Source organism: Methanimicrococcus hongohii (assembly GCF_032594095.1).
Lineage (GTDB): Archaea > Halobacteriota > Methanosarcinia > Methanosarcinales > Methanosarcinaceae > Methanimicrococcus > Methanimicrococcus hongohii.
The window spans coordinates 1,721,693-1,735,163 of the sequence record NZ_CP131059.1 but is presented as its reverse complement, the minus strand read 5'-3'; the positions used below and the strand labels follow the sequence as shown (position 1 = coordinate 1,735,163).

Below are 13,471 nucleotides of genomic sequence, written 5' to 3'. Positions count from 1 at the left end.
AAACATGAGAGAAGGGAAAATATGAACAAAAAATTATACATTATATACGTATCTATTGTAGTGATATTATCTTTCATTTTCTTAGTAAAAGGAGCATCTTTAACCACTATGATTTTGTTTATGATTTTTATTTCATTCTTGTGGGCTGTAATAGATCACAAATTTGGAAATGTTTAAATTGTCAAATCTCCAAAACGCATGTTATTTTCAGATAATAAAAATAACACGTATATTATCAATAATTCTTGACTGAAAAAATCCGAAAACAACAAAGTAATCGCCGAATTCGTTTATGATGAATCCGGAAACAGAATCAAGAAAAATTGAAAACGGAATCGTTTCCTATTACATTAGTGAAGATTTCGACATCGAAGACGGCGAAGAAACTGTTTACTATTTCGCCAACGGAAATCGTATTGCCAAAAATTCGACCGACGGAACGTTCTGGTATTTGGATGATCATTTAGGCTCTACAAATGTTATGATTGATTCAGACGGTGAACTTGTCGAAAGAACACTCTATTATCCGTTCGGCAGTCATCGTGAAGGCGGTGAAGAGAGATATTCTTTCACCGGAAAAGAATTTGATTCGGAAATCGGGCTTTATTATTACGGAGCGAGATATTATAATCCGGAAACATTTGTGTTTACACAAGCGGATACTTTAATCCCCGACTATTACAATCCACAATCTTTGAATCGATATTCATATTGTTATAATAATCCGTTGAAATATGAAGATCCTGATGGGCATAATCCATTATTCGCAACAGCTGCAATAGGTGCAGCGGTCGGTGCAGTTCTGGGCGGAGGAATGGTAGCATATAAACAAATACAAGCAACAGGAGGAATAAGTGTAAGCTTGAGTGGCGGAATACAAGTTCATGGAAAAGTAACAGATTGGAGCGCTGTTGGAAAAGGAGCAGTAGTTGGAGCTGTTGGTGGCGGCGTTGCAGGCCTAACAATGGGATATGGAATTGGTTTGGCTTCGGGAACATTAACTGTTGCGGGTGCCACTTCTGAAGCAGCGCTTGTCGGAACTGCTACAACAGGTTTAACAATGTTTGGAACCGGAGCAGCTGATGTAACCGCAGCTGCCATAACATACGGAGCAGTAGGAACCGTATCAGCTACATTTGGAACAATTGCAGGGGATGCTGTTGATATCGGTGTTTTCGGTGCAGATCCCGGCACTTTTTGTGAAGACTTGCCTGCAAATGTAATAGCAGGCGGAGCCGGTGGGTTTTTAGCTGGAGGCAGTGCAACAGCAAAGAGTAGTGTTTTACTTCAAGAAGTTGCATCACAAGCACCTGGCACTGTTTATCAGTTTTATAAAATTGAATCTGGAAATGCAGATAAACAAAATAATAATGCAGATAGCAATAGTAGAAGAAGTAATGATGTAATTAAAGCAAAGAGAAGCAGGTGAAAACATGGAAAGACCATTTTTATTTGCATTATTGATTGTAATAATGATTTTAATGGTAATTATATCGAATACGATTTATGATGCAGTATTCATTATTCTTGCAATTGCATTTTTATTTTTAATCTGTTATAACATTCCATATTTATTGGAAAATCCTTTATTTTATATTTTTACAAGAAGCAACGAATATTTTCCCCCCAGATATGTTGAAATGATGATTTCAGCATTTTCCGGCATATTTTTTGCATTCATATTTTTGTTTGTGCCTTCAATTCTGTACATGAGATTAAACATTTACAATTTTATCTTTAATGCATTAGAGATGCTTGATTTAACAGAAACAGTTGAAGGATTATTGACTCTAAACAATTATTTTTTGATCTCAGCTTTCTTTTCAATTGTTTTAAACATCCTGTTTTTAAAGATGTTAAAAAAATTGCTTTTAAATTCAAACAGAGAGAGAATTTCAAGGGAGAGTGAACTTTAATGGATTACTTTCTCTTCATTTATGCTATTTTTATGATAGCACCCGGAATTTATATGGCAACAAAAAAATATTTTTTAATCCCTTCAAATAAAAAATACAATATTTTCTGGGTCAGGTTGTTATTTACAATACCTATAGGAATTGCTGTAACATTTTTGCTTACTGTCAGTATGGTTGTTATTTTCGGATTATTTTTAAGATATATTTTGCCATTTGATGATTATTTTTTGCTATTGGTGGCGACATCCAGTGTTTTTACAATATTTGCATTCCAAAAATATTTTGTTCGAAAAGATGTCCCGCCCGAATACGATCCAAATTTCGCAGATTATGAATCGTATGTATTCATGCCGCTTCAAAAGATCCCTCAAAGAAAGTATAACAAATTTGCATTTCCTTCAGAAAAAGAGATTCAAACAAACTTAACTTTGGGAATTCAAAAAGAAAATTTGAAATTGAATTATAAAACAATCGTGAATAAAAATTTTGTATTCACAGAATCTGGAGAAATCATTGTTACTGAAAAAATATTTCAGGAATTTGAGAAAAACGGATTTAACAACGAATTTAAACTTCGACCGATTCAGGCTGTCAAAGGATTAACGCAAAAACCGTATGAAATGAACGAAACTTATTACCAGTTGATCCCGCTTCATACAATGCCGCCATTGAATTCTAAAACGGAAATCAAGAAAGTGAAAGCAAACCTTTCTCTTCGCCAATATGTCGTGGATGATAAATTCTATTATAACCAAGACGTAATGAAAAATATTTCAAATTTTAATGTGATGACTGAAATATTGGGGGCATATGACGGTGCACCTTATTATCCTCAAAAATTGTGGGTCGTGACAAACGATGCTATGAAATTTTTGATTAATGATTTAGAACAGCATAAAAGAGATTTTATTCCAATCACATTGGTTGATGTAAAATAATGAATCTGATGACTCGAAAAAAATTCAACAATGGCATTTCAACCGAATTGACTTATGACAGTTGGACACAGCGCATAGAAAACATAAACACGCCAAATCTTCAAAATTTGGATTATTCATTCGATGAAAAAGGAAACATAATAGGCATTTCCGATAACATTCTCAATGAAAATCAATATTTCTTCTACGATGATTTGGATCGCTTGCTTTTAGCCGGCAGTGAAAACTATGCCCAGTCATTCGTTTACAATCCGCTCGGCAGCATTCTTGCTCACAGAAGCAAAGATTTAACAACCAATGAAGAAATCGTTTTCGGATTTGAATATGGTAACAATGCAGGAATTCATGCGCCGACGAGAGTCGGTGAAACAATCTTGTTCTACGATGCCAACGGTAATTTAATTGAAGACAGCAGCTTCGTTTACATTTACAATGACGCTAACCGTTTAACGGAAGTTTTGAAGAAATCAGAAGATAACAGAACAATCGCCGAATTCGTTTATGATGAATCCGGAAACAGAATCAAGAAACTCGAAGACGGAATCATTTCGTATTACATCAGCGAAGACTTCGACATTGAAGACGGCGAAGAAACGGTTTATTATTTCGCCAACGGAAATCGTATTGCCAAAAATTCGACTGATGGAACATTCTGGTATTTGGATGATCATTTAGGTTCTACAAATGTTATGATTGATTCAGAAGGAGAATTAGTTGAAAGAACACTCTATTATCCGTTTGGAAGTCATCGTGAAGGCGGTGAAGAGAAATATTCATTCACAGGAAAAGAATTTGATTCGGAAATCGGGCTTTATTATTACGGCGCGCGATATTATAATCCGGAAACTTTTGTATTTACACAAGCGGATTCTATAATTCCTGACTTGTATAACCCACAGGCTTTGAATCGGTATTCCTATTGCTATAATAATCCGTTGATTTATGAAGATCCTGACGGGCATAGTCCGTATCTTATAATTGCTTATGCGGGCGTTGCAGGAGGAGGGATTGGCGGAGGATTGGTATATGGCATAGATAATGCTTTAGTTCAATACTATGAAGATGGAAAAATTAATTATTTACAACTAAGTGGAGCAACATTAGAAGGAATTGGGAAAGGTGGTTTATTTGGAGGCGCATTAAGTGCAGGAGCTGCTGTGACAGCATATGCTGGATGAGCGGAGCATCTTCAGAATTAGCTAGTGCTAGTGGGGGAGCAATCACGGGATTGATTTATAGTTCAATTTATTTTATTGATGAATTTGATAAAAATTATCAAAGTGGTCAAAGTGTATTTGAGACATTATCAAATATGAACTATTCAAGGATTTTCAATCCAACAGTATCAGAAACGGCAAGCTCTTTAGTTACTGATGTGACAAAGTATACAATCCCTTCACTTACGGATAATTATTTGGTTGAGGAATACAAAAATAATCACGGGGAACCTCTTGGAAAAGGATATAATTACTTTGAAAATAATCCAAATTTTATCTTAACCCAATATCAGAAAAATGTTGAGCAAAGTGTGGAAGAAGAAAAAATAAACAAAAAGTGACAAAGCCTTTAAACTAAATTATGTAATCAGAGGATAAAATATGGATTCATTAATAAAACTAATAATATATATGATGATTGGAACGATAGTGTTTCTATACCTCGTGATTAAAGGAGTTCCATTTATCATATTAATTATAGCATCAATATTATTTTTATATATAGGAAATATTACAAAAATATTAAAAATAGAAAAGAAAGAATAATTCATCAGCAATTAAGAACAATATTATTTTAAAAGAAACACCAGCATTTCCGATAATGTCCTCAACGAAAACCAATATTTCTTCTATGATGATTTGGATCGCTTGCTTTTAACCGGCAGTGAAAACTATGCCCAGTCATTTGTTTACAATCCGCTCGGCAGCATTCTCGCTCACAGAAGCAAAGATTTAACAACCGATGAAGAAATCGTTTTCGGATTTGAATACGGAAACAACGCAGGAATTCATGCGCCGACGAGAGTCGGCGAAACAACCTTGTTCTACGATGCAAACGGTAATTTAATTGAAGACAGCAGCTTTGTTTACATTTACAATGACGCTAACCGTTTAACGGAAGTTTTGAAGAAATCGGAAGATAACAGAACAATTGCCGAATTTGTTTATGATGAATCCGGAAACAGAATCAAGAAAATTGAGAACGGAATTGTTTCGTATTACATAAGTGAAGATTTCGACATCGAAGACGGCGAAGAAACCGTTTATTATTTCGCAAACGGAAATCGTGTTGCAAAGAATTCAACAGAAGGAACCTTCTGGTATTTGGACGACCATTTAGGCTCTACAAATGTTATGATTGATTCGGAAGGAGAATTAGTTGAAAGAACACTTTATTATCCGTTTGGCAGTCATCGTGAAGGCGGTGAAGAGAAATATTCATTCACCGGAAAAGAGTTTGATTCGGAAATCGGACTTTATTATTACGGAGCAAGATATTATAATCCGGAAACTTTTGTGTTTACACAAGCGGATTCTATAATTCCTGACTTGTATAACCCACAAGCTTTGAATCGGTATTCCTATTGTTATAATAATCCTTTGAAATATACAGATCCTGATGGGCATAATCCAAAAGCAGCTGCAATTTTTGTTATGGGGGGCATTGCAATTGGTGCTTTAGGAGGGTCAATAATAGGAGTAATTATAGGAATTGATAATGCCTTAGTTCGTCATTATGAAACAGAAAATCCGACTTTCTCAGAACTGTATTGGGATGTGGAAAAATCTGGCATTGAATATACAATAGAAGGGGCAGGAACAGGAGCAACTGTAACAATAGGGCCAGCCGTAGCATCTGGAATTCTTGCATCTGGAGGTTCTATAGCCACTGCTGGAACTTTGAGTACTATTGCTACAACAGGAGTATCAGCAATAACCAGAAGGCATTTCAGAATTTACATCAGCTGTTTTAGAAGGTGATTGGCAAAATATTCAAACCAGAACAATAGAAAGTGCAACTCAAGGAGGAATTACAGGTTTTCTTTCATCAGAGCTCCCTGGAGAAGGAGACTTAATAGACTCCGTAACGGATAATCAAAAAAGCGACTTTGGAAGAGGATATTCGTATTTACATGATGATATACAAGAGAAATCAAAAAATCATTATGAAGAAATAAATAAACAAACAAAAACAACAAGACCGCTAACGTAAAGGAAAACTAAAAATAAATATGGAGGACTGAAATGGACAGAAAAATGATTGTAAATTTCATAGTGATTATTTTACTTTTATTATTGGTATTAGTATTACGAATAATGGGAATTCCAAATAGCATTTGCGTAATTATCGCTGGTTTTCTAGGGATATTGTGCTATTTTTTGAAAATAATAAGATTTGATTTTGAAATTTAATTAATAGTGAAATGAATGAAATTCTTCATTCTTTTTTCAATTTCTCAAAACATGTATAATTTTTGAGATTAATAAAAGATTTAAATTCCTTGAATCTAATGACTCGAAAAGAATTCAACAACGGTGTTTCAACCGAATTGACTTATGACAGTTGGACGCAGCGAATAGAAAACATAAACACGCCGAATCTTCAAAATTTGGATTACTCATTCGATGAAAAAGGAAACATAATAGGCATTTCCAACAATATTCTCAACGAAAACCAATATTTCTTCTATGATGACTTGGATCGTTTGCTTTTAGCCGGCAGTGAAAACTATGCTCAGTCATTTGTTTACAATCCGCTCGGCAGCATTCTCGCACACAGAAGCAAAGATTTAACAACCGATGAAGAAATCGTTTTCGGATTTGAATATGGTAACAATGCAGGAATTCATGCGCCGACGAGAGTCGGCGATACTATCTTACTTTATGATGCCAACGGCAATTTGATTGAAGACGGCAGCTTTGTTTACATTTATAATGACTCTAACCGTTTAACAGAGGTTTTGAAGAAATCTGAAGATAACAGAACAATTGCCGAATTCGTTTATGATGAATCCGGAAACAGAGTCAAGAAATTTGAGGACGGAATCGTTTCATATTACATCAGTGAAGACTTCGACATTGAAGACGGTGAAGAAACTGTTTACTATTTCGCCAACGGAAACCGTGTTGCTAAAAATTCAACTGAAGGAACATTTTGGTATTTGGATGATCATTTGGGTTCTACGAATGTTATGATTGATTCAGATGGTGAACTTGTTGAAAGAACGCTTTATTATCCGTTTGGAAGTCATCGTGAAGGCGGTGAAGAAAAATATTCATTCACCGGAAAAGAGTTTGATTCTGAAATCGGGCTTTATTATTATGGAGCGAGATATTATAATCCTGAAACATTTGTGTTTACACAAGCGGATTCTATAATTCCGGATATTTATAATCCACAGGCTTTGAATCGATATGTGTATTGTTATAATAATCCGTTGAAATATGATGATCCTGACGGGCATAGTCCGTATCTTATAATTGCTTATGCGGGCGTTGCAGGAGGAGGGATTGGCGGAGGATTGGTATATGGGATAGATAATGCTTTAGTTCAATACTATGAAAATGGAAAAATTAATTATTTACAACTGAGTGGAGCAACATTAGAAGGAATTGGGAAAGGGGGTTTATTTGGAGGCGCATTAAGTGCAGGAGCTGCTGTGACAGCATATGCTGGAATGAGCGGAGCATCTTCAGAATTAGCTAGTGCTAGTGGGGGAGCAATCACGGGATTGATTTATAGTTCAATTTATTTTATTGATGAATTTGATAAAAATTATCAAAGTGGTCAAAGTGTATTTGAGACATTATCAAATATGAACTATTCAAGGATTTTCAATCCAACAGTATCAGAAACGGCAAGCTCTTTAGTTACTGATGTGACAAAGTATACAATCCCTTCACTTACGGATAATTATTTGGTTGAGGAATACAAAAATAATCACGGGGAACCTCTTGGAAAAGGATATAATTACTTTGAAAATAATCCAAATTTTATCTTAACCCAATATCAGAAAAATGTTGAGCAAAGTGTGGAAGAAGAAAAAAATAAACAAAAAGTGACAAAGCCTTTAAACTAAATTATGTAATCAGAGGGTAAAATATGGATTCATTAATAAAACTAATAATATATATGATGATTGGAACGATAGTGTTTCTATACCTCGTGATTAAAGGAGTTCCATTTATCATATTAATTATAGCATCAATATTGTTTTTATATATAGGAAATATTACAAAAATATTAAAAATAGAAAAGAAAGAATAATTCATCAGCAATTAAGAACAATATTATTTTAAAAGAAACACCAGCATTTCCGATAACATTCTCAACGAAAATCAATATTTCTTTTATGACGATTTGGATCGTTTGCTTTTAGCCGGCAGTGAAAACTATGCACAGTCATTCGTTTACAATCCGCTCGGCAGCATTCTCGCTCACAGAAGCAAAGATTTAACAACCGATGAAGAAATCGTTTTCGGATTTGAATACGGCAACAATGCAGGAATTCATGCGCCGACGAGAGTCGGCGAAGCGAACTTATTCTATGATGCCAACAGAAACCTGATCGAAGACAGCAGCTTTGTTTACATTTACAATGATGCCAATCGTTTAACGGAAGTTTTGAAGAAATCGGAAGACAACAGAACACTTGCCGAATTCGTTTATGATGAATCCGGAAACAGAATCAAGAAAATTGAGGGCGGTGTTGTTTCGTATTACATCAGTGATGACTTCGACATCGAAGACGGCGAAGATACCGTTTATTATTTCGCCAACGGAAATCGTGTTGCTAAAAATTCAACCGAAGGAACATTCTGGTATTTGGATGATCAGTGGGCAACCATGAATAGATTTTATTTCAAAAATATTTAAACAAAATTTTGAGATGATTTTCAAATACAAAAAATTAAAGGTTCATTTTTACATATCTGTTAATCTTGATTCTAAAAAAATAATCAAAATAATTCGGTTAGTCGATTATATTTAAGAATTATAGATTCAGTGATAAAAACTCACTCATTAATATGATCGGCGGCTCTCAAAATAATATCAGCGATCGTTTCCGGATCAAATATTGAAGAATCAATGATCAGATCATAAATCAGCAAATCAGAAATGTCAATCCCGTAATACGTATCATAGCGGACTCTTTCGGATTCTTCGCGCGTTTTTGTCTGATCCAATTCAAACTTAAAAGACGAATTAGACTGCTCACGATTCATAATCCTGCGGACACGCGTTTCAAGCGGCGCTTTAAGCAAAACGCGCAGAATTTTTTTGCCGGGCGGAACTTCCATTGACATATGACCGGCAAGCCGTCCTTCCATAATTAAATTGTCCTTGGATTTGGAAAGCTCTTTTTGGCGCTCATCAATCTGACGGTCATAAGAAAGATCAGACTCGGCTAATTTTCCGAATTCGGCAAGCGACAAATTGAGTTCGGCGGCAATGCCTCTGAAAATTTCGCCTGAAGAAATAAATTCCATGCCTGTTCGTTCCTGCAAAAGCTTGGAAACCGTTGTCGTGCCTGTTCCCGGAAGACCGCTGATCGTAATAATCATAATTGATGCCTCTGATATCCCTGATGCGTCTGATTTGGAAAATTAAAATGAAAATAAAATTTTGAAAGATAAAAGAAAATAAAAGAAAAATTAAAAAGAACATTACATGCCGGCGGCACGAATGTTCAAGAATTTTCTGAAAACCTGACTGAAAGCCAAAGAAGACAAGAAGTACCAGAAGAGCCAGTACGTGAACAAATAGAAAACGCGGCCGTTCAATAATTCTTCGCCCCAGAACGGGAAAACCATCATTGCCGTTTCATGGCTTCCGATGTAGTAATAGGCCCACATCAAGAACGGGATGGAGACCAAAACGATGTAAAGCATCGGCTTGAACTGATCTTTCATCATTCCCATCTGCTCTTCCATCATTCCGGCCTGCTGTTCTTCCAAGCGCTTGAGCATATATGTGTTCTGCGTTTCCTGAGCTTCTTTCATCTCTTTTTGGAAAATCTTCATCTTTTCCTGGAATTCCATCATTTTAGACTGGTCAACCACATATTTCTGAATAAGAGAAGAATAAATGGCCGTAATAATCGCCATTGCCGATAAAATCAAAAAGAAATTCTCATCGCCGACGAGCGTGACAATCGGAGACATGAGAATATCCATGATTTTCCCGATCCAATCGCGGACACTCGGAATCATGATACCGATAAAAAGAATTAAACCGGCACCTAAAACGATTTTATTGGCCCAATCTCTGATTTTTTGTTTATCCAAAATAATCCGACCTGTACATTTTAATTCATAGAGAAATTGAATGATTGTGAGATGCAATTCTCTTATTTAAAAGGTGCCGCGATTTTGTCGATTTCTTCAAAAACGACATCAATGTCTTTTGTACCGTCAACGTCTTTGAGAAGTCCCTTTTCTTTGTAATAGTCAATCAAAGGAGCCGTTTGCTTTTCATAAACGTCAAGACGGTTGGAAACCGCATCCGACGTGTCATCGGGACGCTGGAAAAGTTTGTCGCCGCAGACATCGCAGACGCCTTCGGCTTTGGGCGGATTGGTGTCGACATTGTAGCTGGCGCCGCAGCCGGACATCCATCTGCCGGACAAGCGCTTGACAAGCATCTCATTCGGAACCGCAATGTTGATGACAATATCGATCGGTTTTTTGATTTCATCCAAAATTTTTGACAAAGCGTCAGCCTGCGGAATCGTTCGCGGGTAGCCGTCAAGCAAAAAGCCGTTTTCACAGTCGGGCTGAAGAAGTCTGTCTTTAATGATGCCGATGAGAACAGCATCGGGAACAAGTTCGCCTGCATCCATATATTTCTTGGCTTCCAAGCCGAGCTCTGTCCCTTCTTTAACATTTGCGCGGAGAATATCTCCGGTTGAAATTTGAGGAATGCCGTATTTTTGAGAAAGTTTCTGCGCCTGAGTGCCTTTACCGGCACCGGGCGGACCGAATAAAATAATATCCATAGAATCACCTGATATAAAACTTGAATTTTAGAAATGGTTTAAAATCTGTTGTATCAGAAGTAATAGAAGTTATAATTTTTGTTATAAAAAGGATTCCGTAACGAAAAAACAAAAACAAAAAAACAAAGTTTGAATTGCACAACCGCCTTTCGCTCACATCAGCGCTGCCGCCTCGCGCGAGCCGCACCAATATTTCAAAAGAAACAAAAAATGAGATACGATTTTTAAAAAACAAGATTAAAACAAAAACAAAAAAAATAAAAAAAAGACTTAAGCGAAATGAATCCGCCTAAGTCTTGAGTAAATGAACATTAATCGTCTTTTCCGAGGAACGACCGAAGCATCGGATGCATTTCCATCAGCTGCTCGGATGCGAGATCCTCATACAAACGATAGACAATACTGACAGTCAGCAAAAGACCCGTTCCGCCGGCGCTTCCGACCGTACCGAGCAAACTTGCAAACAAAGTCAAAAGACCGATGAATGCACCGCCGATGATAGTAACTTTCGGAATGTAGCGCTGCATGTATTTTTCAATTGACGCAATATTGTTTCTGAAACCCGGAACCTGCATGCCGGAATTGTAAATCTTCTTCGCGGTCTGTTTGGCGCCCATTCCGGTCGTTTCGATCCAGAAAAGAGCGAAAATGATACCGCCGGCCACAAGCAGGAAAGCGTCAACACCGACGTGAAGCGCAATCTGCCAAATCGCCGGAGCCGTAAAGCCCATTGCCGCGTAATTCGCTTCAACGAGAGACGGGATCCAATCGCTCGGACTGTTGATTGAAGATAAATAATACATGATGCCGTTGACAGGCGTCGAGCCGGAATACTCGCCGAGGAACGTGATTCCCCTGCCGTAAAGCAGCACACCGATTAACTGAATGTTTGCCTGAAGAGCGCGGACCAAAATCATCGGCAAAACGGAAGCGTAAATCAGCTTGACCGGGAATTTGCCGCGGGCGCCGCGAACGGATGTGTGGGAAAGCGGAATCTCAATTCTGACACTCTCCACATAAACGACAACAGCGAAGATGATAACGGTTGTAATAAGCGCTAAAACACCGCCGCTGATGAGAACATAATTTAGAATATTATCAGCTGATGAAAACATCAAACCAATATCGCCGCGTGAAATGTGCTGAATCCAGCGCGGAATAATACCGATGGCATATCCGGTCGAATCCGGAAGCCAGTTGATCAAACCTGTAATAATGGATTGAGAAACACCGGCAACGATGAACAAACTGATACCGGAGCCGATACCCCATTTGGAAACGACTTCGTCCATATACATAATCAGAACGCCGCCGATACAAATTTGGATAAATAAGAATGCTGTAACGACCCAAGTGTCAACGCCCAGCGCTGCAGCCAATGCGGAGTCAGGTTTAATATAACCGAAAAGCTGAGGAAGCGTCTCAAGGATAATCATAATGAAAACAAGGAACTTTTGAGCGCCTTGGAAATAAGACTGGTCACGCGGATTGGACAAGTCCAAGTGAATAATGTCACCGCCGACAAGCAGCTGCAGAATAATGGATGCCGTCACAATCGGACCGATACCAAGAACGATTAAAGATCCGGTCGCGCCTGCAAAGAACGCGCGGTAGTGCGCAAATAAATCGATCGATTCGGCCGACATACCAAACAAGGGAATGTTCGATAAAACAAAATAAAGCGCAAGAATTGCAAGCGTCCACATTATTTTATTTTTGAACAACACTTGTTTTTCAGGTCTGGCGACAGCGGGTAACCTCGCAAAGATAGGCTCCATTACACTCCTGAAACTCATTGTTGACACCTGACGTTCACGAAAAAAGCGGACACGGAAATCCCATTCACCGCGGCCGGATTTTTCGGAATACATTTGATAAATTAAATAAATTTGAAATTTGTGAAATTAGATAAACGAACTTAAATAAATATAAACAAATACCATTGCGAATATGCGATGGTAATTTGAAAATGATAGCGACTAATAGTATTAATATATTTTTGTATTGTGAAAATGCAAAACTTCATATTCAAAATTCAAAAAACGAAGCCGACAGAACGTGTCTGTTCAGCCGTTCATTGAATTTCAAAAATAAAGAAAAAGAGAAGCAAAATGCTTACTCTTCATCTGCTTCTTCTGAATTGTCTTCTTCTGAATCGTCTTCTTCGAATTCGTCGTCAAACTCGACTTCGACGCATTCGCCGCCTGCCGCTTCGATCTTGTCGCGCGCGGTTGCGGAGAACATTTCGGCTTTAACGACCAATGCTTTGGTCACTTTGCCGCTGCCGAGAACCTTGTCGATTCCGATGCTGTAGAGATCAACAACGAATTTGTCGCCGTCTTTTGTGATGTAATCTGCTTCATTTTCAAAAAGGAAAGAAACGAGTTCATCCAATTCGCCGACATTGACGATAAAGACAGGCGTGTCAACGACAGCCGGTCTGGAGAATCCTTTGTAGATGTAGCCGGGTCTGTAACCTTCGCGCATGGCACGGATAAAGTGGTGGGCATTGCCTCCTGCACGTCCGCGGCCGCCGCGGTTACCGGCACCTCTTCTGTTCTTGTGAGTACCGCCGCCGCAGGTGCGTGATCCTCTGTATTTTTTAGTTCTGATGTGTCCCA

Annotated in this window: 12 protein-coding genes and 1 pseudogene; 8 read left to right on the top strand and 5 right to left on the bottom strand. The window is 37.8% G+C overall.

The genetic code is table 11. From position 1 onward, the window contains the following. Window positions 1-292: 292 nt before the first annotated feature. The 8 genes from MmiHf6_RS07835 to MmiHf6_RS07800 all read left to right on the top strand — a co-directional run bounded on the left by MmiHf6_RS07835 (window position 293) and on the right by MmiHf6_RS07800 (window position 8,728). On the top strand, window positions 293-1,429 hold the full coding sequence (locus MmiHf6_RS07835; RefSeq protein ID WP_316557240.1) for an RHS repeat-associated core domain-containing protein: 1,137 nt from the start codon (window positions 293-295) through the stop codon (window positions 1,427-1,429). Window positions 1,430-1,433: 4 nt separating this feature from the next. After that, window positions 1,434-1,916 carry a hypothetical protein gene (locus MmiHf6_RS07830; RefSeq protein ID WP_316557239.1) on the top strand — a complete coding sequence of 161 codons (483 nt, stop codon included), beginning with the start codon at window positions 1,434-1,436 and terminating at the stop codon, window positions 1,914-1,916. Between the two features lie 53 nt (window positions 1,917-1,969). Continuing rightward, complete coding sequence (locus MmiHf6_RS07825) at window positions 1,970-2,854, top strand: hypothetical protein (protein ID WP_316557238.1); 885 nt, start codon at window positions 1,970-1,972, stop codon at window positions 2,852-2,854. Window positions 2,855-2,862: 8 nt separating this feature from the next. Beyond that, window positions 2,863-4,032 carry an RHS repeat domain-containing protein gene (locus MmiHf6_RS07820; protein ID WP_316557237.1) on the top strand — a complete coding sequence of 390 codons (1,170 nt, stop codon included), beginning with the start codon at window positions 2,863-2,865 and terminating at the stop codon, window positions 4,030-4,032. Next, window positions 4,029-4,412 carry a hypothetical protein gene (locus MmiHf6_RS07815; protein ID WP_316557236.1) on the top strand — a complete coding sequence of 128 codons (384 nt, stop codon included), beginning with the start codon at window positions 4,029-4,031 and terminating at the stop codon, window positions 4,410-4,412. Before MmiHf6_RS07820 ends, MmiHf6_RS07815 begins: the two co-directional genes overlap by 4 nt. Window positions 4,413-4,662: 250 nt before the next feature. Next, window positions 4,663-5,832 (top strand): RHS repeat domain-containing protein, encoded by a 1,170-nt coding sequence (locus MmiHf6_RS07810; protein WP_478219609.1) that lies wholly within the window; start codon window positions 4,663-4,665, stop codon window positions 5,830-5,832. Between the two features lie 530 nt (window positions 5,833-6,362). Further along, window positions 6,363-7,931, top strand: coding sequence for an RHS repeat domain-containing protein (locus tag MmiHf6_RS07805; RefSeq protein ID WP_316557234.1), 1,569 nt, complete (start codon window positions 6,363-6,365; stop codon window positions 7,929-7,931). 290 nt (window positions 7,932-8,221) lie between these two features. Next, on the top strand, window positions 8,222-8,728 hold the full coding sequence (locus MmiHf6_RS07800; protein WP_316557233.1) for a hypothetical protein: 507 nt from the start codon (window positions 8,222-8,224) through the stop codon (window positions 8,726-8,728). 140 nt (window positions 8,729-8,868) lie between these two features. On the opposite strand, the gene cmk is transcribed toward MmiHf6_RS07800, so the two are convergent. From cmk to MmiHf6_RS07775, 5 genes and pseudogenes are all read right to left on the bottom strand, one after another. Then, window positions 8,869-9,417 (bottom strand): (d)CMP kinase, encoded by a 549-nt coding sequence (cmk, locus tag MmiHf6_RS07795; RefSeq protein ID WP_316557232.1) that lies wholly within the window; start codon window positions 9,415-9,417, stop codon window positions 8,869-8,871. A gap of 102 nt (window positions 9,418-9,519) precedes the next feature. Next, window positions 9,520-10,140 carry a DUF106 domain-containing protein gene (locus MmiHf6_RS07790; RefSeq protein WP_316557231.1) on the bottom strand — a complete coding sequence of 207 codons (621 nt, stop codon included), beginning with the start codon at window positions 10,138-10,140 and terminating at the stop codon, window positions 9,520-9,522. 62 nt (window positions 10,141-10,202) lie between these two features. Continuing rightward, window positions 10,203-10,850: an adenylate kinase gene (locus tag MmiHf6_RS07785; protein WP_316557230.1), complete on the bottom strand. Its 648-nt coding sequence runs from the start codon at window positions 10,848-10,850 to the stop codon at window positions 10,203-10,205. A gap of 311 nt (window positions 10,851-11,161) precedes the next feature. After that, the gene (secY, locus tag MmiHf6_RS07780) at window positions 11,162-12,646 is read right to left on the bottom strand and encodes a preprotein translocase subunit SecY (RefSeq protein ID WP_316557229.1); all 1,485 of its coding nucleotides are present in this window, start codon (window positions 12,644-12,646) and stop codon (window positions 11,162-11,164) included. Between the two features lie 385 nt (window positions 12,647-13,031). Continuing rightward, a pseudogene (locus MmiHf6_RS07775) lies at window positions 13,032-13,463 on the bottom strand (uL15m family ribosomal protein); the annotation flags it as partial. Between the last annotated feature and the right edge of the window lie 8 nt (window positions 13,464-13,471).

Bases quoted from the DNA above. Each gene is read 5' to 3' on its own strand.
- MmiHf6_RS07825 (WP_316557238.1), top strand. From the start codon at position 1,970: ATGGCAACAAAAAAATATTTTTTAATCCCTTCAAATAAAAAATACAAT.
- cmk (WP_316557232.1), bottom strand. From the start codon at position 9,417: ATGATTATTACGATCAGCGGTCTTCCGGGAACAGGCACGACAACGGTT.
- MmiHf6_RS07805 (WP_316557234.1), top strand. From the start codon at position 6,363: ATGACTCGAAAAGAATTCAACAACGGTGTTTCAACCGAATTGACTTAT.
- MmiHf6_RS07830 (WP_316557239.1), top strand. From the start codon at position 1,434: ATGGAAAGACCATTTTTATTTGCATTATTGATTGTAATAATGATTTTA.
- MmiHf6_RS07815 (WP_316557236.1), top strand. From the start codon at position 4,029: ATGAGCGGAGCATCTTCAGAATTAGCTAGTGCTAGTGGGGGAGCAATC.
- secY (WP_316557229.1), bottom strand. From the start codon at position 12,646: ATGAGTTTCAGGAGTGTAATGGAGCCTATCTTTGCGAGGTTACCCGCT.
- MmiHf6_RS07820 (WP_316557237.1), top strand. From the start codon at position 2,863: ATGACTCGAAAAAAATTCAACAATGGCATTTCAACCGAATTGACTTAT.
- MmiHf6_RS07785 (WP_316557230.1), bottom strand. From the start codon at position 10,850: ATGGATATTATTTTATTCGGTCCGCCCGGTGCCGGTAAAGGCACTCAG.
- MmiHf6_RS07835 (WP_316557240.1), top strand. From the start codon at position 293: ATGATGAATCCGGAAACAGAATCAAGAAAAATTGAAAACGGAATCGTT.